Annotated in this window: 15 protein-coding genes; 10 read left to right on the top strand and 5 right to left on the bottom strand. The window is 49.0% G+C overall.

The window, feature by feature from the left end; genetic code table 11:
* Window position 1 precedes the first annotated feature (1 nt).
* The 9 genes from dapC (at window position 2) to FT643_RS11270 (ending at window position 9,375) form a co-directional block, all read left to right on the top strand.
* Window positions 2-1,198 carry a succinyldiaminopimelate transaminase gene (gene dapC / locus FT643_RS11310; protein WP_156871518.1) on the top strand — a complete coding sequence of 399 codons (1,197 nt, stop codon included), beginning with the start codon at window positions 2-4 and terminating at the stop codon, window positions 1,196-1,198.
* A 60-nt stretch (window positions 1,199-1,258) separates the two neighbouring features.
* Window positions 1,259-2,083, top strand: a complete 825-nt coding sequence (gene dapD / locus FT643_RS11305) for a 2,3,4,5-tetrahydropyridine-2,6-dicarboxylate N-succinyltransferase (protein WP_156871517.1) — start codon at window positions 1,259-1,261, stop codon at window positions 2,081-2,083.
* A gap of 14 nt (window positions 2,084-2,097) precedes the next feature.
* Window positions 2,098-2,448: an ArsC family reductase gene (locus tag FT643_RS11300; protein ID WP_156871516.1), complete on the top strand. Its 351-nt coding sequence runs from the start codon at window positions 2,098-2,100 to the stop codon at window positions 2,446-2,448.
* 106 nt (window positions 2,449-2,554) lie between these two features.
* Window positions 2,555-3,301 carry a hypothetical protein gene (locus FT643_RS11295; RefSeq protein ID WP_156871515.1) on the top strand — a complete coding sequence of 249 codons (747 nt, stop codon included), beginning with the start codon at window positions 2,555-2,557 and terminating at the stop codon, window positions 3,299-3,301.
* Window positions 3,302-3,379: 78 nt separating this feature from the next.
* The gene (gene dapE / locus FT643_RS11290) at window positions 3,380-4,558 is read left to right on the top strand and encodes a succinyl-diaminopimelate desuccinylase (RefSeq protein ID WP_156871514.1); all 1,179 of its coding nucleotides are present in this window, start codon (window positions 3,380-3,382) and stop codon (window positions 4,556-4,558) included.
* 4 nt (window positions 4,559-4,562) lie between these two features.
* Window positions 4,563-4,961, top strand: coding sequence for a hypothetical protein (locus FT643_RS11285; protein WP_156871513.1), 399 nt, complete (start codon window positions 4,563-4,565; stop codon window positions 4,959-4,961).
* 14 nt (window positions 4,962-4,975) lie between these two features.
* Entirely contained in the window at window positions 4,976-5,638 is a 663-nt protein-coding gene (locus tag FT643_RS11280) for an O-methyltransferase (RefSeq protein ID WP_156871512.1), read from the top strand.
* Between the two features lie 430 nt (window positions 5,639-6,068).
* On the top strand, window positions 6,069-8,399 hold the full coding sequence (locus FT643_RS11275) for a molybdopterin-dependent oxidoreductase (RefSeq protein WP_156871511.1): 2,331 nt from the start codon (window positions 6,069-6,071) through the stop codon (window positions 8,397-8,399).
* 130 nt (window positions 8,400-8,529) lie between these two features.
* A complete protein-coding gene (locus FT643_RS11270) occupies window positions 8,530-9,375 on the top strand; it encodes a MerR family transcriptional regulator (RefSeq protein ID WP_156871510.1) in 846 nt (281 codons plus the stop codon).
* A gap of 100 nt (window positions 9,376-9,475) precedes the next feature.
* Here FT643_RS11270 and FT643_RS11265 read toward each other — a convergent pair whose 3' ends face one another.
* Together FT643_RS11265 and FT643_RS11260 are read right to left on the bottom strand one after the other, a co-directional pair.
* A complete protein-coding gene (locus FT643_RS11265; RefSeq protein WP_156871509.1) occupies window positions 9,476-10,345 on the bottom strand; it encodes a metal-dependent hydrolase in 870 nt (289 codons plus the stop codon).
* Window positions 10,346-10,537: 192 nt separating this feature from the next.
* A complete protein-coding gene (locus FT643_RS11260) occupies window positions 10,538-11,632 on the bottom strand; it encodes an alpha/beta fold hydrolase (protein ID WP_156871508.1) in 1,095 nt (364 codons plus the stop codon).
* Window positions 11,633-11,878: 246 nt separating this feature from the next.
* Between FT643_RS11260 and FT643_RS11255 the strand changes: the two genes are divergently transcribed.
* Complete coding sequence (locus FT643_RS11255) at window positions 11,879-16,873, top strand: diguanylate cyclase (RefSeq protein WP_156871507.1); 4,995 nt, start codon at window positions 11,879-11,881, stop codon at window positions 16,871-16,873.
* A gap of 2 nt (window positions 16,874-16,875) precedes the next feature.
* Here the strand turns inward: FT643_RS11255 and FT643_RS11250 are convergent, their stop codons facing one another.
* From FT643_RS11250 to FT643_RS11240, 3 genes are all read right to left on the bottom strand, one after another.
* On the bottom strand, window positions 16,876-17,862 hold the full coding sequence (locus FT643_RS11250; RefSeq protein WP_232340160.1) for an alpha/beta fold hydrolase: 987 nt from the start codon (window positions 17,860-17,862) through the stop codon (window positions 16,876-16,878).
* Between the two features lie 382 nt (window positions 17,863-18,244).
* Window positions 18,245-20,188: a UvrD-helicase domain-containing protein gene (locus FT643_RS11245; RefSeq protein WP_156871505.1), complete on the bottom strand. Its 1,944-nt coding sequence runs from the start codon at window positions 20,186-20,188 to the stop codon at window positions 18,245-18,247.
* A 9-nt stretch (window positions 20,189-20,197) separates the two neighbouring features.
* The gene (locus FT643_RS11240; RefSeq protein ID WP_156871504.1) at window positions 20,198-22,378 is read right to left on the bottom strand and encodes an ATP-dependent nuclease; all 2,181 of its coding nucleotides are present in this window, start codon (window positions 22,376-22,378) and stop codon (window positions 20,198-20,200) included.
* Window positions 22,379-22,657 lie beyond the last annotated feature (279 nt).

The raw sequence follows: 22,657 nt of genomic DNA, 5'->3' as shown, positions 1-22,657 counted from the left end.
AATGAATCCAGATTTACAGAAATTACACTCCTACCCGTTCGAAAAACTGGCAACGTTATTTAAAGGTGCCGCACATAGCGCTGGTTTATCGCACATCGCTTTGTCGATCGGCGAACCCAAACACCCGAGCCCGGAATTTGTAAAACAGTCATTAATTGACGCCGTAGACAAGCTGGCAGTCTATCCCACAACCAAAGGTATACCTGAGTTCCGTGCGGTCATCAGTCGCTGGGCCTGCACACGTTTTCAACTTGGCGATCAGGGATTATGCCCGGAAACGCAGGTGCTGCCAGTCAATGGCACTCGGGAAGCGTTGTTTGCATTTGCTCAGGCGATGATTGACCGCAGCCGTGATCCGCTGGTGATCTCACCAAATCCGTTTTATCAGATTTACGAGGGTGCGGCGTTGCTCGCCGGCGCGCAACCGTACTTTCTCCCCTGCCTGGAAAGTAACGCCATGATTCCAGATTACGACGCGGTGCCTGCCGATGTCTGGCGGCGTTGCCAGTTATTATTTGTATGCAGCCCAGGCAACCCGACCGGCGCAGTCACAGATGAAGCCACTCTAAAGCAGCTGATCGAACTGGCCGATGAGCACGATTTTATTATTGCCTCTGATGAATGTTATTCGGAATTGTATTTTGACGAGTCGAATCCACCCACCGGGTTACTGCAAGTTTGCAAAAACCTGGGGCGTGATGATTTCAGTCGCTGTGTGGTTTTTCACAGTTTGTCCAAACGTTCCAATCTGCCAGGCCTGCGCTCAGGCTTCGTCGCTGGAGACGCAGCCCTGCTGTCCGGTTTTCTGAAATACCGCACCTATCACGGCTGTGCCATGCCGGTACAGCATCAATTAGCCAGTGTGGCTGCCTGGAGTGACGAAGATCATGTACGTGAAAATCGCCGCCTTTATCAGCAGAAATTTTCCGGTGTTCTAACGATTCTGGATGGCCATTTGAACCTATCTTTGCCGGATGCCGGATTTTATTTGTGGCCGCAAACGCCGACGCCGGATACCGACTTCGCCCGCAACCTGTTTCAGCAACAACACGTCACCGTGTTACCCGGAAGCTATTTGTCACGCACTGTCAACGGTGTTAATCCGGGCGCAAACCGGGTGCGCATGGCGCTGGTAGCCCCGGTCGCCCAATGCCTGGAAGCGGCCGAACGCATTAAACATTTTATCCATCACCATTAATCAGGATTCCTCTGTCAGCATAAAGCCGGCACAGGCGAGATTACCTTCAGGAGAAAAACCATGTCAGATCTGAAAGCCATTATTGAAACCGCGTTTGATAATCGCGACAGCATCTCACCCTCCAGCGTCGACGCCGGCGTAAAGTCCGCCATCAACGATGCCTTGGCGTTACTGGACAGCGGAGAAGCCCGTGTTGCGGAAAAGCAAGATGGCGAATGGGTCGTGAATCAATGGCTAAAGAAAGCCGTGCTGCTGAGCTTCCGCATTAACGACAATGTGCCGATCGAAGGCCAGTTCACTCAATATTACGATAAAGTGCCCTCCAAATTTGCCGATATGACCGCTGAACAATTTAAAGAAGCCGGTGTGCGGGTAGTTCCACCTGCGGTTGCTCGTGCCGGCAGTTATATTGCACCCGGCGTTGTCCTGATGCCCTCCTACGTCAACATCGGAGCCTACGTCGACAGCGGTACAATGGTCGACACCTGGGCCACCGTCGGTTCCTGTGCACAGATCGGTAAAAACGTACATCTTTCCGGTGGGGTTGGTATTGGTGGTGTACTGGAACCTTTGCAAGCCGGGCCCACTATTATCGAGGATGATTGCTTTATTGGTGCCCGCTCCGAAGTGGTTGAAGGCGTCATCGTGGGTGCCGGCTCTGTCATTTCCATGGGTGTATATATCGGCCAAAGCACTCGTATTTACGATCGCGAAACCGGCGAGACCCATTACGGTCGCGTGCCACCCGGATCCGTAGTGGTATCTGGCAATCTGCCCTCCGCCTGCGGCAAATACAGCCTTTACGCAGCCATCATTGTGAAGAAAGTGGATGAGAAAACCCGCGGCAAGGTAGGCATCAATGAACTGCTGCGCATCACGGATTAACGGGTAGACACATCATGAGTACAACACTTTACGGCATACCCAATTGCGACTCGGTTAAGAAAGCCCGCAAATGGCTGGATGCGAATGGTGTGGAGTTTGAATTCCATGATTTTCGCAAAGACGGTTTAAGTGAGGCGACGATGGAGCAATGGCTGCAACAGCAAAGCTGGGAGGTACTGTTGAACAAACGCGGCACCACCTGGCGCCAGCTGCCTGAAGACGTTAAACACAATACCGACGCAAGCAACGCCAAGAAATTGATGTTGGAAAATCTGACCCTGATTAAACGACCCGTTGTGATTCACGACCAATCCATTTTAGTGGGTTTTAAGGAGGCATCGTTTCAGTCGTTGTTCAACAAATAAGGCGCCAAGCAACCCGACCTGCCGTCGGGTTGCTGCTAATCCCATGGTTGCGCTGGCGGATTGTCTATACTGGTTAGTAATTAATGACCGTACACAGCAGGACACCATGCATCTAACCTCTTTTCTTCTTCCCTGGCTGCTTTTGGCGTTGGCAATCGCCGTGGGATTTGCAGCCCGCCTAATACCTTTGCGCAGCAAAGCCGGCATTATAACTCTATCAGCACTGGGTGCATTCATGCTGCTGTTTGCCGTCCTCAGCAACCTTTTCACAGCAAAAGATAGAGATCACCTTGAACGATACAAGGAGCAAGCTCTGCAAGCCGAAGACTGGAAATACCGGCATCTGGATGAGCTAACGCTGATACTGGCGCAATTCAAACCGCCCTCCGAGGCCGATCAGGCGTTACTAAAAAAATTAATCAGCTATGGCTGGCTGGGTAATAATTCGAAACTCCTCAGCGCACAACAGGCTCATGAAGCCAGAGAACGACTCCGGGCCAATTATAACCCGGTCAAGCCCATGTTGATCAAAGGGGTTCCCACTAACGTGGATGAGCATATTGTGAAGCTGGCGTTACGCCAGGTGGGATTCACCCTGGTACCCTATCAGGCCGACGAAGAGCCCTATACACAAGTTAATATTATTTACTACGGTCGCGACATGACACCGCTGGAAGTGAAATTGGCGGCGTTAACGCTGATGCGGGCGGGCGTTGAATTGAAGGCAATTAAGCCATTTCCGAAAGACACGCAAGGGAATTTACGGGCCATCAAGGTCGATTGGAACAAATACTATGATAGTCGAAAGATTCTGGATGTTGCCGACATAGAAACCGTAGAACAATTCAAGTAATCCCGCGGAGAACTCGGTAATCAAGGCGTGGTTTGCTATTATAGCGGGCTGTTTGAACCCATAGGAAATTGACGAATCATGCCCGACACACCCAGCCCGACAGATAGCACCTCTGATTCCAGCCACTCCCCCACCTTAGGACTGGCGATTGAACTGATGGCTAAGCCATCGGTGACGCCGGATGACTGTGACTGCCAGACCATCATGTGCGACCGGTTACGGGCTATCGGTTTTCAGATTGAACACCTGCGTTTTGGTGAAGTGGACAACTTCTGGGCCCGTCGTGGCGCAAGCGGACCGTTGTTTGCTTTTGCCGGTCATACCGACGTCGTGCCCACCGGCCCGGTTAACAACTGGGAATTTCACCCTTTCGAACCGCGCATTGAAAACGGCATGCTTTGCGGTCGCGGCGCAGCAGACATGAAAGGCAGCCTGGCCGCGATGGTGACCGCGTGTGAACGGTTTGTTGAACACAACCCGGATCACCGCGGCTCCATCGGTTTTTTGATCACCAGCGACGAGGAAGGCCCCGCCGTAAACGGCACGGTAAAAGTCGTTGAACACCTCGAGGCTCGCAATGAAAAAATGGATTGGTGTCTGGTGGGCGAACCCTCCAGCACCCACAAGGTGGGTGATGTAATTAAGAATGGGCGCCGCGGCTCGTTGGGCGCAAAACTTACAGTTAAAGGCATTCAGGGACACGTTGCTTATCCGCACCTGGCCCGCAATCCAATTCACCAGATTGCACCGGCATTGGATGCCCTTACCACAGCACATTGGGACAACGGCAACGAATTTTTTCCGCCGACCTCCTTTCAGATATCCAATTTCAATGCCGGAACCGGCGCCACCAACGTAATCCCAGGCCAAGCGGAAGTGGTTTTTAATTTCCGTTTTTCCACCGAAAACTCCGCTGATACCTTGCGTGAAAAGGCGCACGAGATACTTGATGGTTTTGAACTGGAATACGACATCGACTGGACCTTATACGGGGAACCCTTCATCACCGGGCACGGCGATCTGGTCCAGGCCTGTGTCAGCGCGATTCGCACCGAAGCCGGTATCGAGCCGGAGTTATCCACGTCGGGCGGCACCTCCGACGGGCGTTTTATAGCTCCTACCGGCACCCAAGTAATTGAGCTAGGTCCCTGCAATGCCACTATTCACAAACTCGATGAACGCATCAAAGCTGACGACCTGAATACGCTGTCCAAAATCTATGAGCAGTTACTTATTAACTTGCTGGCCACGGAATAAAATAATGTCGAATGACTCATTGGCACATCTGGACGATCTGGAAATATACATTGCGAATAATAATCTGGATGACATAACGGGCTGGTTGCAAACGTCCTTCGATCAGTTTGACGTGGTACGACAGAGCAAAAAGGGCTGCAAATTCCGCTGCGGCAGCGACGGTCATTTTAATAATGGAATGATTGTATTAAATGCAGGTCGAACAGGATACACCTCTATCTGGATCGACGGGAAGAACACACCCTGGAAAAACGATGTGGAGATGGGCCGGTCCGCCTGTAACGCACTTCACTCCACCGTGCGCTGTGTAGAGAGTGCGTGGAGCAAAGGCGACGACCCTGACCAGTGGTTAGAAATTACCTCAGAAGGTGAAAACATCATCCAATGGATCACTGAAGACTAAACAGGAGCCACGTTATGACCAGCAAACCGAGCCTGGATTTGGCGTCAATCAGCGATTATGTTTTTGATAATTCCGTGCGTGACGACCCCCTGCTCCGTGCATTGCGTGAGGAAACCGCGCAAGACGATATGGCAAGGATGCAAATTTCCGCTGAACAGGGCCAGCTTATGGCATTGCTGGTTAAACTAACCGGTGCCAAGCGCATAATTGAAGTCGGTACTTTCACCGGATACAGCAGTTTGTGTATGGCGCGCGCATTGCCGGAAGATGGTGAATTAATTTGCTGCGACCTGAGTGAACAGTGGACCAACATCGCCAAACGCTATTGGCAACAAGCCCAGGTGGCGCAAAAAATTAAGTTGGTTTTAGCGCCCGCGCAACAGACTCTGCAAACGCTAATTGACGACCAGCAGCAGAATCAATTTGATCTGGCGTTCATCGATGCCGACAAAGAAAGTTATGACACTTACTATGAACAGTGCCTGCAATTGCTGCGCAGTAACGGGGTGATCCTGCTGGACAACATGCTTTGGAGCGGACGGGTTGCCGATCCCGAATTCGATGATGAAGATACACTCGCGATCCGCCGACTGAACCAGAAATTACTGGAGGACCAGCGGGTGGACGTCAGTCTGCTGACCGTGGCCGACGGCATCAGCCTAATCAGAAAACGATGAATAACAGCTTATTTTTCAACAGGATAGAAATCACTTCAGCCAGAACAGCTAGGGTATCGAGCTACCCGATCGCGAAAAGAGGCCCGCTTCACCATAGCTGAGGAGTTAGAACGGAATGCAAGTCAATTTGTGCGATCGGGCAGTCGAGTCACTGATAATAGACTGCCCAATCAGCCGGAGGCAAGGGTTGAATTGGATATTTGAACGCCTTTTTTTCACCGACGATTCTTGTGAGTGTTCACTAACTTTTAACCGGCTGATGCCGTTGGATATTTAAAAACTAATGAATTTAGTTGTTGCAAATCAGCTTGGGATTTGCATGAAGGCCGTCAATAAAATATAACAATTTCCCACTGCTTGGCTTTTCTGAATAAAACCCGCAGAGTACTATGGTCTTTGTCCCATTTCCTTCACGCCACAAGGAACCCTTATGCCAGATCTCCAAACACACACACGCACCTGCAACCTCTGTGAAGCCATGTGTGGTATCGAGATCACTCACGATCAGGGTCATATTGTTTCCATAAAAGGCGACAAACGCGATCCACTCAGCAAAGGGTTTATGTGTCCAAAAGCGGTGGCACTGCAGGATATTCATGACGACCCTGACCGCCTGCACTATCCGATGCTGAAAACCCCACAGGGCTGGGAACAGATCAGCTGGGAAAATGCGTTAAATGAAGTGGCATCGCGAATCCGTAACGTGCAAGCCAAGCATGGCAAAAATGCGGTCGGCATTTATATCGGCAACCCCACGATTCACAATCTGGGCTCCATGCTTACGCTGAAACCGTTTCTGTCTGCACTGGGCACTCAAAACCGGTTCAGTGCCACCTCGGTGGACCAACTGGCGCCGATGCTGGTAGCACTGAAAATGTTCGGCAATCAAACCCTGTTCACTGTTCCGGATATAGACCGGACCCAAATGATGGTGTGCCTGGGCGCCAACCCCATGGCCAGTAATGGCAGCCTGATGACTGCGCCCGGCTTTAAAAACCGCGTCAAAGCCTTGCAGGAGCGTGGTGGCAAGCTGGTGGTAATTGACCCTCGCCGCACGGAAACCGCTGAAATTGCTGATCAACATCATTTTATCCGCCCAGGAACCGATGCGTTATTACTGATGGCCATGCTGCACACTCTATTCCGGCAGGATCTGGTGAACACCGCAAACCTGAGCAGCCACATGCAAGGCGTTAATATTGTTAAGAATATGGTAGCTGGATTCACACCCCAGCGGGTCGCCAAAGCAACCGGTATCAAGACCAAGGAGATCCGTCAGCTGACGGTTGATTTTGCCAACGCGGACAGTGCCTGCCTGTATGGCCGCATGGGGATATCCACCCAAGCCTTCGGTACCACCACCAATTGGCTGATCACTGTATTCAACGCCCTGACCGGCAATCTGGATAATCCCGGCGGGGTTATGTTTACCCGTCCTGCGGTCGATCTGCCCGGATTGGCCAATTTGCTGGGCCAGGGAGGCAGTTTTAACTCGCGACGCAGCCGCGTCCACAAATACCCCGAATTCGGTGGCGAATTCCCCGCCGCAACCCTGGCGGATGAAATGTTGACGCCGGGCAAAGGACAAATAAGAGCAATGGTTACTTGCGCCGGCAATCCGGTGCTGTCCTTACCCAATGGCAAGAAAGTGGAAAAAGCCTTGGGGAACCTGGACTTCATGGTCTCGATTGATTTTTACCTCAATGAAACCACACAGCATGCGGACATTATTCTGCCTCCGACCGGGCCGCTTGAACACGGACATTACGACCTGGCCTTAAATATGGTCACCGTGCGCAATACGGCGAAATACTCCCCCGCGCTCTACAAGCCCATGCCGGACAGCCGCCATGATTGGCAAATATTCAACGAGTTAACCCGGCGCCTGCAACCGCTTTCCCCGCTCAAATGGGCCGGCGGCGAATTGCAATACCGGCTGATCAAATCACTGGGCAGTGAAGGCATGCTGGATTTGTTATTGCGCCTGGGGCCCTACGGAACCTCGCCTGACCAACTTTCCGAGCTACAGAAAGCTCTGGTAAAGCTGATCTACAAGCGTTTTCCGGAATCGGGATTGAGCCAGCTTCTGGACGTCAGCCCATACAGTCGTCACACCCATAGGCAACAGCACAATCTGAGCCTGAAAAAATTGCAACAACACCCCCACGGTATTGATCTGGGTCCATTGCAACCCGCCTTACCCGAGCGCTTGGCCACCCAGGGCAAGAGCATCAATCTGGTCCCGAAATTATTTATGCAGGAGATAAACCGCCTGCAACAACAGCTCGACCAGAAAACCAAATTATCCCCGGACGCCTTTATCCTGATCGGGCGACGGCATTTGCGCAGCAATAATTCCTGGATGCACAACAGCCAGCGGTTGGTAAAAGGAAAAAACCGCTGTACTGCATTGCTCCACTTTTCCGACGGCGAGCGATTGGGCATTCGTGACGGCGACCCCGTGATCGTCAGTAGCAGCGTGGGCGAAATTGAACTGCCCGCTCAACTGACGGACGATATTATGCCTTCGGTAATTTCAATTCCCCATGGCTGGGGCCACCACCGCAGTGGCAGCCAGCTGTCAATCGCGCAACAAAATGCCGGTGTCAGCATCAATGATATAACCGACGACCGTAGTATCGATGCGGTTACCGGCGTCGCTGCTTTCAGCGGGCAACTGGTCACCTTAAGCACGACCCGCATTGAAAAAAATGTGGTCCGAATAAACGACAAACGCATCGCCGCCACTTCGATTCCCTGAGCACAATCAGGTGAAAGGGGGAATCCCGCCATAACGCCTCGCGCCGGATATGGCATAATGCGACACCGACACAATACCGATACGCCTCTTATAAGACACCAACACGGATTCAGCTGGCACTGGGAATACAATGAAACTGCCACATAAAACGCTGCACTTTATTGCTCAACATCTTCCGGGATTCAGCACACCGGCTAAAAAACCGGTCGAACTGCCCCAAGCCAAAGAGTACACCATCGATGAACTGGCCAGGGCCGCCGACACCACCGCAAGAAACATTCGCGCCTACCAGGATCGCGGGTTACTGCCACCACCGGAACTGCGGGGACGCAAGGGCTTTTATTTCAACAGCCATCTGGCGCGACTACGGGTCATCTCCGGATTACTGGATCGAGGATACTCCCTTTCCAGTATCAAGGATCTGATCAGCGCGCTGGAAAACGGCATCGATTTGCGCCACCTGATGGGACTGGAATCCGCCATGACCAGCCCCTGGACGGATGAAGAGCCCATGCTGGTGCCCATGGCGGAGTTGCTGGCCATGTTCGGTACCCACCTTACCCCGGAAGCATTGAAACGGGCCATTGAACTGGATCTGATGAAGCCGGATGGAACCATGGTCACCGTGCGCAGTATGCGCACCTTACGTGCCGGCGCGGAGTTGGTTGCAACCGGGATTCCACTGGAGGAGTTACTGGATATTGTTCGCATGTTGCGAGGCAACGTGGAACGGGTTGCCAACGAGTTAGTACGTTTAGTCGGTGATCACGTACTGTCGAACTACGAAACCGAAGAATTGCCTCCGCAGGAAGAATTTCCCAAATTGGCGGACCTGGTATGGCGTATGCGACCATTGGCAGAAATGGCTGTGCATGCCGAATTGGCGCGAGCGATGGAGAATGCGGCCTCCCGATTATTATCGGACCGGCTGGAAAAGATCATAGAACGCTTGGCTCGGGAGCGGGATGGTAAATGATATCAAACTGATCAGCCCCCGCTATTCACAATAGCGAAGGCTGCAGCAACCAAACCGGATTACAGGCCAGCGTTAGACTCACTAGCTGTAAAGCTTAACACTACGCGGCTTTCGGTTTGATATTCAGTTTCGCTGTTTCCGCAAACTGATCGACCAGTTTCATCAGGTCTTCAGCACCGTCCAGCACCTCAACATTATTAATGTCCCAAGGGTGAAAGCTGAATTTGAAAAAGCTCAACCAATCGCCGAACAACGTTGGGAAAACGCCCCCCCGACCGAACTGCAAGCGGAAAGATTTCGCCCAGCCCTTGATGTTTTTATGCTCACCACGGCTTTTCACAACCAGATAATAGTATCGGTAGAATAAACTCCAGAAAATCACGTTGGCAGCCAGAAACACACTGGTGCGTATCGCATACGCTTTCAGCCCTTTGCCCATCGCGGTTTCATACACGTCATAAGCAACGCCCTTATGCTCGGTTTCTTCCATCGCATGCCATTGCCACAACGCTTTGTAGTGTGGATCGGCATCCTTCATAAAACGCTCATCGCCCATCACCACATCCGCCAACATCGCAGTAAGATGTTCCAGCGACACGGTGACCGCTAATTTGACTGAATTGGGAAGCTTTTCGTCGACAAAATCGAGCAATGTCTGCACCTGGCCTTCCAGTTCGTTCACCGGAATACCCGCATTCGCCATGGCCTCGTTGTATTCTTCATGCTCACGGGTGTGGAATGCTTCCTGACCGATAAAGGCAGATACCGCCTTCTTTAACTCAGCATCGATTATCTGGTTACGATAATTGCGCACGCTCTTCATGAAGAACCGCTCTCCGGCGGGAAAAAAGATGGAGAGTGTGTTCATGAACTGGGTCCAATGTTCACCGCCTCCGTTCCAGTTATCTATTTTATTTTGGGGTAGATAAAACTGAAGATTCCGGCGTACTGGGAGAATCGCAGCTGTCATAAGTTGCCCTCTGGTTCATTATTTTATGTTACATCAACCAATGTAATATAAAATAATGAACGGGTACAGTTTTTTTTAACGAGTTCTATGTAACATTATGCAGTGTTATTGATGTTCAATTTACAACCTAATGTTAAACCGGAGTTCGGTAACAAACCACTCGTTTATCTCGCGCTTTTTGTCCAGGCGCGCCTAACCGGCATAGGGTTTCGATCGACTTGCCAGCCACGCTGATATCTGCGGCCAGATCTGCTCCGGGGCCCGCTTGCCACTGACGATGCCGGTATGCCCGCCTTCACAAAGCAGGTACTGCTTATCCTCACTGCCCACCATGTTCATTAAAGGCTTACAGCAATGTTGGTTCGCCAGCTTATCGTTACTCCCGGCTATGCAGAGCAGATTGGCATCAACGTCTTTAAAATAAGCCCGGGTATTATCCAGAGTGATATACCCTCGGGCGGCTTCGTTTTCCAGCCAGATGCTGTACATCCAATCCCGAATTACACCACCGGGATAAGCTTCCAGGTTATCCATAAACGCGCTTTGATTGGCGTGCCGGGCCATAAACTCCCGGTCATCCAGGTTACGAATCAAATCCACATAGCCCTGAACACTGCTCACCGGATCCGACAACTTAAAACCAATCACGTTTGCCCACGCCGGCGCATAAACCCACCGTGCGGGCACCTTGCTCAGATTGAACCCGATTTTCTTCAGGCCACGGTTAATCACCGCATACTGCCGACCGATCTGCCCATTAGCGTGTCCGTCTACGGCCGTTCCAATCGTAATAATATTTCTGATTAACTTATCCTGACTCAGCGCCTGGTAACACAGCGCCAATCCACCTCCCATACTCCAGCCATGGAGAGTCAGCTCGCGACGGCCAGAGTGCTGACGCACGTGCTGCAGGCACAGTGGGAGCAAATGGCTGACGTAGGTATTGAGCGTGTAATGCGCGTGCTTGCGGGTGGGGCTGCCCCAATCCACCAGATAGACATCGAAGCCCTGAGCCAGCATAAAACGCACGAAACTGCGATCAGGAAACCAGTCATAAATTAAATTATTGATCGCCAGCGGTGGCACGATAACCAAGGGCACCGCATATCGACTGTTCCGAGCAATAGCAGCCCTGTCAGGACGGTAGTGAAGTACTTTTATTAACTCATTCTCATACACTATGTCGGACGGCGTTTTACCACCGGTGATCAGGTTTCCCGGGCGTAACAGACGCTCACTGACGTTTTTCAGGGTGGCTTTTAACTGTGCTGGCTTCAGCGGCATCATTTGTCATCTCTAACTACTGCGTAAGGTGCGATGGTACGGTTTCACGGCGGTTAAAGTCACTGACTGAGGGGTGTAAAAGCCTGTCTAAACGGCCAATCTAACCGGCATTGATGACCGTTTATCTCATATCCGCTGTTGAGCGCTCGGCAGCCTTCTGTATTAAAAGATCTGATCTATAGTAAAAGGAGCTCTCTTGAGAAGGCGGTAAAACAACTTAACGAGGACTGATTTATTTCGAGCTCAGACATGATCCACAGCGGCACTGACCTAGAGCCAATCCAGCCGTTACATATCCCCGGTTACAGCATTGAGAAGCTGATCTGTTCCCGCAATGCGACTCGTGTTTACCGGGCGCGCAGACTCGCCGATGGTGAATCTGTAATGCTGAAATGCCTGGGTAGCGAACACGAAGCCCGGGAAGCCATCGCAAGCCTGAAACACGAATATGAAATCGGCAGGAACCTGCTGGCGGCAACCGTCATTCGCATGCACGCATTAGAGCACTACCGCAACCTGCCGGTCGTGGTATTGGAAGACTTCGGTGGCGATTCGCTGTTGAACCTGATGGCCACCCATTCATTTGAGCTAGCTGAATTACTTTCCATCGGGGCTCAGCTGGCCCAGGGCCTGGGCGAAATCCACGCCGCAAATATCATTCATAAAGACATCAACCCCTCCAACGTCGTGTACAACCCCGATACCGGTGTACTGAAAATTATCGACTTTGGCATTTCGAGTTCCCTCACCCGGGAACAAGCCGCGATCGTCAACCCTCATATTGTTGAGGCCAGCCTGCCTTATGTGTCACCGGAACAAACCGGGCGTATGAATCGTTCGATCGATTACCGTAGTGACTTTTATTCTTTCGGGGTCACGTTATATGAATTGCTCACCGGAAAACTCCCCTTTACGGTATTCGAGCCGATAGAGTGGTTTCACAGCCACATTGCCAAACAGCCACAACCCCCTCATATCGTGAACCCGAAAATCCCTCAGCTGGTATCTGATATCGTAATGAAGCTGATGGCGAAGATGGCAGAAGATCGCTATCAAAGTGCCAAGGGAATTGAAGCGGATCTTCGACGCTGCCTGAATCAATTGCAGAGTAAGGGACATATTGAACATTTTGATTTGGGGAGCGAAGAAATCCCCCAGCATTTTCAAGTTCCGCAAAAGCTGTACGGCCGCGAACAGGAAATAGTACGCCTCCTCAGTACCTTCGACCGGATCACACAGGGCGTGAATGAAATTACCCTGGTGTCCGGCTATTCCGGTATTGGCAAAACCTGTCTGATCCGGGAACTCTATAAACCCATTACTGAGCGGCGGGGCTACTTTATCAGTGGCAAATTCGATCAATTACATCGCAATATTCCCTATAGCGCCGTATTGACCGCGTTGCGCGACATGATGCGTCAACTACTCACTGAGAGCGAAGAACGGCTGCTCACCTGGAAGCAGGATATTCTGACTGCGGTGGGTCCCAATGGGCAGCTCATTACAGAAATACTGCGCGAACTTGAATTTATTATCGGCCCGCAAGCGCCGGTTCCGCAGTTACCACCCGTGGAAGCGGAACAACGCTTTAACCGCCTGTTTCTTAATTTTATAAAAGTCTTTGCCCGGCCATTGCACCCCTTGGTGATATTTTTGGACGACCTGCAATGGGCAGACAGCGCCAGCCTGAATTTGCTTGAAATGCTCACCCACCCCGATTCAGGTGCCACTCATCTATTGATCATCGGCGCCTACCGGGATAATGAAGTTTCCCCCGGTCACCCGCTACTGCTTTGTATCAAGAGCATCACCGAACACGGGGTGCCTATCGATGAAATCCAGCTTCAATCACTAAGCCAGATCAATCTGATCGATTTGCTGGCGGATACCCTGACCAGCAACCCCACCGAAGTGGCCGGGCTGGCAGGGCTGGTCATACAAAAAACCGCTGGTAATCCATTTTTCACCGAAGAATTTCTAAAAGATTTGAACAAACAGAAGTTAATTGCCTATTCCCTCGAGAAGCGTTGCTGGCAATGGGATATTGAAAAAATCCGTACACAGCAGATGACCGATAACGTTGTTGAACTGATGAAAGATAAACTTCGTCAGCTGCAACCGGAAAGCCTGCAATTAATGCAGTTGGCCGCGTGTATCGGGAACCGCTTTCGGCTGCGGGATCTGGCCGTGGTATCGGAACAAAAACACAATATTATCGCTGAACACTTGCGCTCTGCCATGAGCGAAGGCGTGATCGCACCCATCGGTGATGCCTATCAATTATTAGAACTGGAAAGCAGCCCGGAAGCGGAAGTGACCGTGGAATTTGCATTTGCGCATGACCGCATTCAACAGGCTGCTTATTCTTTACTGGACGACACCAGCAAACAAATCACTCATCTAAAAATAGGCCGGTTATTGCAAAACAATCTGCCTGCACACCAGCATGAGCAACAGCTCTTTGATATTACCAATCACCTGAACCTGGGCGTTTCCTTCATAAAAGACCAGGACGAACGACTTCAACTTTGCCGTCTGAACTTGAAAGCCGGTCAACGGGCTAAAGCCGCCAGCGCTTATCAGGCGGCTTATCTTTATTTCGCCTCTGCGTTGGACTTATTGCCGCTGCAGTCCTGGCAAAGTGAGTATGGGTTAACGCTGGAGCTGCATAACGAAGCGGCAGAGGCAGCCTATCTGAGCAAAGACTATGACACCATGGATCGCCTTTTAAAGACCGGATTCAGCAGTGCCGCCGGTGAGCTCGATAAAGTGAAACTCATACTGGTTCAAATTTCTGCGCTGATTGCCCGTGGACGCTTGGCAGACGCGGTGCAATTGGCAAAACCCCTCATGTCGAAGTTCGGTCGTAAGCACAGATACCCTGAGAATCCAGGCAAACTGCATGTGGTAATCGAAGTGTTTAAAAACCTGTGGGCGTTGAGGAAACCGGACATAACAGCAATGGCCAAAGCCCCGGCCATGACAGACCCGAATCATATTGCAGCCCATGACATCGGGGAACGGGTCGGATCTGCGGTAATATTTATTCAGCCGGACATGTTTGCGATGATGGCCTTGCGCTCAGTCCGTATTCAATATCAATTCGGTCATTGCACCAACTCTCTGGGTTCCTGGGCAGTCTATGGCATGGTACTTGCGAGTCAGTTGAACAGAGTGGATGAGGGCCATGCATTCGGGCGTTTATCCCTGGAACTGGCAAATCGGTTTCAATTCAGGCCCATGCAGACACGCTGCATGCATGTGTTCAACGCGATGGTGAGACACTGGAAAGAACCAGTGCAAACAACCATCGAGCCATTAAAACAAACGTACCGCATGGCGATGGAAAACGGCGATTTTGAGTACGCGGTATTGGCTTGGGAAATCAGTCTATATAACCTGTTGGATGCAGGCTACGACCTATTGCAACTCAAGCAAGAACTTCAGCAATGTCATGCTGCCGTGAAGTCACTCAAGCAAGGCAATAACCTGGACTACGTCAGCGCTTTGCTGCAGGTTTGCGACAACCTTCTCGGGCTAGCCAAGAATCCGGCTGTACTCACCGGCGCCCAATACAATATCGAGCAGAAACGGCAGCAACATGCCCAGATTGGCGACAAAACCCTGATCTCTACGGACCATGAATTGTCCATTTGGCTACGCTATCTGTTTGGGGATATAAAAGGCGCTCTGGAGCAAGCCGATAGTACCGCCATCGAAGACAGCCTGGTGGGTGGCTTCTTTAAAACAGCCCGCGTCTATATGGTGGACGCTTTGATCCGGCTGGCGAATGTCGCCGATGCCGATAGCACCCAAAAGCGCAAACTGCTACGCCAAGTCAAACGGGTTCACACCAAACTCAAAGCCTGGGCAAAAAGCTGCCCTGAAAATTATCGTCACAAAGTTCTGATCGTAGAGGCTGAACGGTTGCGGGTTACCGGAAAACAATACAAGGCTAATACGCTGTTCGACGAAGCGATCCAATGCAGCGCAGATAACGGGTTTATTCAGGAACAAGCATTGGCCAGTGAACTTTGCGCCTGTATGCACCTTGCTGCCGGGCGTATCACCGTCGCGCGTCCCTATCTGATTCAGGCCAGGGATTTGTATGCACGCTGGGGTGCTCAAGCAAAAGTACAAAACCTGCACCAGCGGTTCCCGCATTTGCTGATGGAGCTGCGCCAAAACGAACCTGCATCACCACGACTGGGAACGCAAACGGAACGGCTGGACAGCATTGATATCACCGCCCTGATGAAAGCCCTGAAATCCATCGCGGATGAAAAAATACATAGCCGCATGCTGGAAGCCATAATCGCCACTTCGGTGGAGTTCGCCGGTGCTCAGCGCGGGTTATTGATACTTCGCAACGCCGAGGGCCTTTACTGTATCGAAGGTGAATCCAGCGTGGAAAGCACTCCACGGGTATTGCAATCATTGCCGATTGAACAAGGCAGCCTGCCTCAGGCGCTGGTTAACTATGTGATGCGCACCCAAACCAGCGTCGTTATTCACGACGCACAGACCAAACAAAATGAAATTCCGGGACTGGATCTGGATGACTATATCCATCAGCACCAGGTCCGCTCCGTGCTCTGTTTGCCGATTGTTTCCGGTAGCGGTGACAGCGTAGAGCTGATCGGACTGCTTTATTTGGAAAATAATCTGGCCACCGGGACCTTTACCCAGGAACGCTTCGACACGCTGGAAATTATCGTCATGGCAGCGGCCGGACGCCTTGAACTTTCCCGCAAAGCCGCATTTGATGGACTCACCGGCTTGTTTAACCACGAATACTTTCAAAATGCCTTGAACCAGGAAATTGAATCGTCCCGAACCCACCATCGCGACATGGGGTTGCTACTGATTGATATTGATCACTTCAAACAATTCAACGATACCTGGGGGCATCAGGTGGGCGATCAGGTATTGCGGGAGGTCTCTCAACTGATTAAGTCCACTTGTCGCGCAAGTGATTTGGTTGCCCGTTACGGCGGCGAGGAAATGGTGGTAATTTTACCCACAACGTCGATACCCAGAGCAGAAGAAGTCGCCGAACGCATACGCAGCTCAGTCGCCAATCACCGCGTTCTGCATGAAGGACAGCAACTGACCGTCACCATCAGTATCGGCGTTTCCATGTTGCAAGATGACATCCCGGGCAAAGACGAGCTAATCCGACGGGCCGATGCGGCTTTATACCGGTCCAAAAAGCACGGACGCAACCAGGTTACAGTCGCTTAAGTTTATTCTGTTAAAAAAGACGCCATTGCCTTTGCGGTTGGCCAGGGCGCTTCCAGAATCGGTGTGTGCCCTACCCCTTCCAGAATTACCAGCTTTGCCTCCCCCAGGTTTTCCATGTATTGCTTGGTTACATCCACACTGAAAATCGCGTCCTGGTCGCCCCAAAGGATCAACACAGGCATTTTGAATAATCTGAGTGCCGCATTAAAAAACCGCACGTCAAGTGATTTATCCCGCGCCAGCATATCCGCCATCACTTCATCATAAACCGCCGTGCGTTTTAATTGTTTGGTTTCAAAATCGTTCATAACCTGATGCGGAACAAACGGCGGTAATGACATCGCCATGGATAAAACCCGGCGCGCGTCTCCGGGCTGCGCAATTCGCATCGGGTTCGCCCCGTCCATCATCTGACGGGCGATTACCGAGGTATTGCCGGGATATTTACCTGCACTGTCCACCAGAATCATACGGTCAATTTGCTTGCCCCTGGACATCGCCCACTGGATGGCGATGCCTCCTCCCATGGAATGTCCTGCCAAGTTGAAACGGCGAATCTTCAGCTGATCAATAAAATCACTCAACACGAAGGAAGTTTCAGCGAAGGTGTAATCCGCCTCGGGGTGCACACTGCTGTCCCCGTGGCCGGGCAAATCCGGAATAATCAGATGAAAGCGGTCCCGCAGTTGATACGCAACCCGGTTCCAATTGTTACGATCGCCGTAATAGCCGTGCAGCAGGATCAGCACCGGCGCACCCCGCTTTCCCCCTTCGGAATACACAATATCAAGGTTTTTACGCACTGCCAGGGTGTTGGTCGTTAACCCGGCCCAAGCGCGCTCCTCTGCCATATACTGGTCATAAAGATTCGTTGTACTGGCGTCCGCCTTCGCCTCGCTGCTTGTTGGGTTGGCAGCGCATCCCCCCAAATGCAGATAACATAGGGCTAGAAAGGCTGACAAAAGCCGGTAGTAAGGGTTTTTTGACATTGTCACGAAGTAGTCCTGTTTAGGTTGAAGTTGCGCAATCCGGTCTAACGGCCGTTTGGGGTGTGCCCAATAGCGGCATAGATAGTGTTCAAAATTCTGTGTCATTTCTTTATCATTAGACCAAAAGATATGACTTATGACAAAACCAACCTTCGACATGGAAGCTGCTCTCAAAGCCTTAGGTGATGGCCGAGACCTCACCGGCAAGGATGGCACATCCTATCTGTAGTTTCGTCATGATCGTGACCAATAATTCCTATATAATATACTAAATATGACTTGCCAAATATTTATAATACTGGCATGAATTGGGCATATTTAACGAAAGTCACCTTGATCACCTAATCATTCTTAATTCAGAAACTTGGTATTATTGAAATCATCATTCGCTTATTGAATTCAAATTACTAATTTCTATAAATTCATCTTCTCGCGCAAATTTTTTATCGATGAGATATTTTTTTACTTTTTTCATATCCGACGTATAAATTACATGTGCGAGACTGGTCTTCGCCCGCGTGGATGTGACATAAAACAATCTGCGGGTGCGATCCAAACCGGTTTCTTCACCTGCATCTCTTTTTTTCTGGCTCGCTTTGGAAAGTTCCTTCACACCAAAATACTGCTCATATGAAAACAGAAATCCACCTGCTTCATTATCATCCATGATTACCATTACACGTTCGAATTCGTTACCCTTAACACCTTGATGGGTTCGAAATATTGAATCCTCATCAATGTATTCTTTATAGTTTCGAATTTGAAAGAATTCAGTTTCTAAGGCTTCAGACCACGCAGTAAACTCACTATTGTCCGCGACTACACGATCTTCCTCAGCCTCGTGTATAGCTTGGCCTGACTCTAATTCATCCCCACTTTCTTCAAAGTTTGACACAAACGCCTGTAATTTTTCTGGAATTTTAAGCAGTTTGTGCTCAGAAAGTATTTCTAGAACCGAACGAAAGCTGACATTCTTACTCGAAACCACATTTCTAAACTCATGTTCGGCCATTCTGGCGAGTTCGAGGGGATCTTCTCTATTGGACTCTAATACACTAGCATCTAGAAGTGGTGACTTACTTTCCCTTAAAATAGACATTAATTCTGATCGCCTATCGTTCAGGCTCGCTTCGGCCAAAGGAAAAACAATTTTAGAGAAAAAATTCAACTCGTTATTTTCACCTTCAGAAATTCGATCTTTTATCTTGTCTGACTTTGAAAGCTTATCCCACATGTCATCAAAGCCAAGTCTACGCCCAGCCATTTTATGCTCTAACAGCAAAATAGCTGTCTCCTTAGATTGTGTATCTGCCCAATCCACATCTTTCGTAATATTCGCCATAGCCTCGCGAATACTGGTCTCAACTTCGTTTTTATTTTCAATTCCGAGGGGAAGCAGAAAATAACGAACAAAGCCTTCTACAGCGCCATGTCGAGCATACTGACTTCGTTTATCATCTTCATTTCGAATTTGGTTACCCAAGCCAACAATACGTCTAGCTGAACGGTGGTTCATTTTCTTGTCAAATACTACCCAGTCATTTGGCTTAGTCTTTCCTAGATCAGGTTCGCCACCGCCAAAAATACGTTGCATAGTATCACCGAACAAGCCAACGACGACTTTATCATATTTGGCATTTTTCAATTCAAAGAACGCATTGATTACCTCTTTGTTCGTATCCTGACTTTCATCAATAAATATAAAAGGGAACTTATTCACTATGACTTCCCCCATCATTGGTTTGGTAGTCAGAAAGTTTGAGAAAATTTTCAAGACATCCGAGTGCGATAGCGAATTTTCAGAAGAATTTACACCATTTGGATCGTAAATGAAGGAGCGCGGTTCTGACAACCATTCCAACTTTTCAATCAAGCGACTGATAGTCCTTTTTCGAGCATCAGAAGCTTTACCAGCGCGCCCACGATTTTCTTCATCTTGAATCTTCGCTATGTCATTGGGAATCGTCTCCAAGTACCACTTGCGAATATCTTGATCAAATCCGGAAATTGCCGACCAGCAAAAGCTATGAATTGTAGAGACAGAGAAGATTATGTTTTGTTCGATCCGATCTTTTATTTCGTCAGCAGCATTATTAGTAAAAGTGACAACTGAGATTTGTTTTCCTTGACGAATAAAATCACTAGAATACCTCTCTTTAAGATAATCAAGAGCTTCCTTTAAAGAGTATGTTTTACCGGAACCAGCTCCCGCAAAGGTAATGAAGCTTTTACCCGACGCTATGCTCAGGCAGTCCTGTATACCAATGTCAACGCTACAGTCATAGTCGACAGGCTTTGTTTCTGCCAAATAAAATTCTTCTGACATGTTTTCTCTCTACGAACTTGGTAAAAGTTGCTTTTCCAACCACATTAGGCCGTCGCTCATATATTTAGGGGGAGTGAAGCTTATTGTCTCGTTGTCAGATAGATGAAAAAGGCAGTTAAAAGCAAAGTCGCCTTTCTTTAAATTTTGTACGTAATCATAAAGTGATTCTGATAGTGACTTTATGCCATATTCAAAATTAAATTTTGCATCATTGATGCTCTCTTTCTTCTGGAAAAAGTCATCCTCGAAGTTTGCCAAAATCAAAGCATCTTCAAATGTTCGAGACAATACCTCCTTACCAGAAATCTGTGTTGGCTTCTGATAGGCAACGTAAAGTGGTGCTCCATTACTGTTCATCCCATGCCCAACTGATTTTAAGTCTATTAGGTCGTCCAACGATTCTATTCTCGGATGCCATTTCCTCAATGTATCGTTATTAGTTAGTTGGCCTTCTTTCTTTTGTGGGAAACAGCTCTTTCCATCCTTATCAACTGAGTCAATATCGGTCAAAACCAGAGTCGCAACGCCAAGTTTTTCAACTAAGTCTTTATATTTGTGCGTATGTGCTCCACTCACTTCGATGATGGAAATGTAGCGATTCGACAGGCTTGGAAAGCTCTTATTAATGAATTCTGGTACGAGTAGACTCTCGGCCTGACCTTCCACGAAAATGACTCCATCAGCGAAGAAAATATCACAGTGAGTGAGCTTCAAATGCTTTCTAACAAACAAAATCTCATTTTTCGGATTTACAAAAAGCTCTGATAAGTTCGCGATTGATGTATGGTCCATTAAAATTGACTTGTCAGCACTATTTCGTCGGAAATAACGCAAGGACTTGAAGTCCATATCATTGACGACATGGCTTGAATGAGTGCTAATCACAAGCTGGGTTTGGTATTCAGGGTTGTCTTGTTGAGTTTCCCTGTCCCGCAAATTTGAGTGATTTCTCAACGTATTATAAGCTTTCGATACAAAGACACGCTGAACTTGCGCGTGCAGGTTCACTTCAGGCTCCTCGACTAAGACCAAATGAATTGGCTCACTTTGCGCTTCAACACTGCCGTCATATGATGCTGATTTACCAACACGCATCCATCTATCGCGAAATTCCAAAAGCCTGAATGTTAAATAAATCAGATTTTGGTAACCTAGTCCTAAGTAACTTTCCGGAAGAAACTCCTCTTCATTTTTATCGAAACGATACCGCACAGATGAGGTTTTTCGCAGCGCATCCATGCCGCTTATCATTGCGGATATTTCAACAGTCGGATTACCTCCGATACCAGGATATCCCATATTCTTGAGTTCTTCGAAAGGAGCTTCAAATTGACCATTCAATCTGTCAGTGAAGTCCTTTTCTAATTTTTGCTGTTGCCCCAGTACTATTAGGTCGTCGGCCTCAGGTAAATCCTCTGGATTAAGAATGTGCTCATAATATTCACGGAGCAACTTGTTGAGACGCTGCTTTTCTGAATAAGGCCCTTTTTGAACTTTGGCATCTTCCGATCCTAAGCCTCGTTGTTCTGATATAACATCTACTCTAATCAATTTTTTCAAAGCTTCGGATGTGAGGGGCTGTAGGATTTCATTAACAACAATCTCACCTGCTTCATTAAACTCTTCCTCCTTGCTCAAAATATAGTGCTTTTGTCTTATGTATTTACTGAAATTACGCCCTTTCTCTAAAAAGTCACATAAATCCTTTGGCCACAGGCTTACCTCACCACCATGCTTGGATACTACGCTTCTCGTATCAACAAACTCACGAAAAAATTTGGAGAAATCGACTGCTTCGTAATTAATTCGAACTGATAAAGTACCACCGCACCATTCCAGGTCGGGCAGAATGTCGCGGAGCTTATATGCTTCACTTGCTTCTGCCATAATTTCGATATCTAAACTCGGCAATAAGCCAGTTAGATCACCCGATAGTTCTCCTATTTCCTCATTTGTAGGAAATTTTTGTTCGACTTTTTTTCCCAGCAGTTGAATCTCCTTCCAATTCCTTTTCGATATATCACGAATATTTAGGTTCTCTGGCCCCCTCAGAAACGTATGTAGCGCTCCTATGCAAGAGGTTTTTCCGCTATTGTTCGCTCCGACAAGCACAGTGGTTTTATCATCAAGCACCAAGGTAGCATTGGCTAGCCGCCGGTAATTTTTTAAAGTAAAGGAAGAAATTTTCATTCATTAAAACCTTAAGAAAATGCAGAGTAAAAGCCAAAGGCATACATCAAACATTATTTAGTGCGTCATTTTAAGCCAATGCCATCATTGATTACTTAAAACCGAGATCTAATGTGTAAAGAGTTAGGGCTAGAACCGCAAAGAAAAAATATCGCACTTCGAGACTGTAAACAAAACCGTGTAACTGCTTTTGTTTAAATATAGTTCTGCAAACGCTCAGGAAACTCAATAATAAATCGATTCAGGGCAGCTTTCCAATTTCGAATCGGCATGGTCCAT

This window comes from Ketobacter sp. MCCC 1A13808 (genome assembly GCF_009746715.1).
Classification (GTDB): Bacteria; Pseudomonadota; Gammaproteobacteria; order Pseudomonadales; family Ketobacteraceae; genus Ketobacter.
Note: the sequence above shows the minus strand (reverse complement) of the source record. Positions and strands in the feature narration are given on the sequence as shown.

Bases quoted from the DNA above. Each gene is read 5' to 3' on its own strand.
- dapC (WP_156871518.1), top strand. From the start codon at position 2: ATGAATCCAGATTTACAGAAATTACACTCCTACCCGTTCGAAAAACTG.
- dapD (WP_156871517.1), top strand. From the start codon at position 1,259: ATGTCAGATCTGAAAGCCATTATTGAAACCGCGTTTGATAATCGCGAC.
- FT643_RS11300 (WP_156871516.1), top strand. From the start codon at position 2,098: ATGAGTACAACACTTTACGGCATACCCAATTGCGACTCGGTTAAGAAA.
- FT643_RS11295 (WP_156871515.1), top strand. From the start codon at position 2,555: ATGCATCTAACCTCTTTTCTTCTTCCCTGGCTGCTTTTGGCGTTGGCA.
- dapE (WP_156871514.1), top strand. From the start codon at position 3,380: ATGCCCGACACACCCAGCCCGACAGATAGCACCTCTGATTCCAGCCAC.
- FT643_RS11285 (WP_156871513.1), top strand. From the start codon at position 4,563: ATGTCGAATGACTCATTGGCACATCTGGACGATCTGGAAATATACATT.
- FT643_RS11280 (WP_156871512.1), top strand. From the start codon at position 4,976: ATGACCAGCAAACCGAGCCTGGATTTGGCGTCAATCAGCGATTATGTT.
- FT643_RS11275 (WP_156871511.1), top strand. From the start codon at position 6,069: ATGCCAGATCTCCAAACACACACACGCACCTGCAACCTCTGTGAAGCC.
- FT643_RS11270 (WP_156871510.1), top strand. From the start codon at position 8,530: ATGAAACTGCCACATAAAACGCTGCACTTTATTGCTCAACATCTTCCG.
- FT643_RS11265 (WP_156871509.1), bottom strand. From the start codon at position 10,345: ATGACAGCTGCGATTCTCCCAGTACGCCGGAATCTTCAGTTTTATCTA.
- FT643_RS11260 (WP_156871508.1), bottom strand. From the start codon at position 11,632: ATGATGCCGCTGAAGCCAGCACAGTTAAAAGCCACCCTGAAAAACGTC.
- FT643_RS11255 (WP_156871507.1), top strand. From the start codon at position 11,879: ATGATCCACAGCGGCACTGACCTAGAGCCAATCCAGCCGTTACATATC.
- FT643_RS11250 (WP_232340160.1), bottom strand. From the start codon at position 17,862: ATGTCAAAAAACCCTTACTACCGGCTTTTGTCAGCCTTTCTAGCCCTA.
- FT643_RS11245 (WP_156871505.1), bottom strand. From the start codon at position 20,188: ATGTCAGAAGAATTTTATTTGGCAGAAACAAAGCCTGTCGACTATGAC.
- FT643_RS11240 (WP_156871504.1), bottom strand. From the start codon at position 22,378: ATGAAAATTTCTTCCTTTACTTTAAAAAATTACCGGCGGCTAGCCAAT.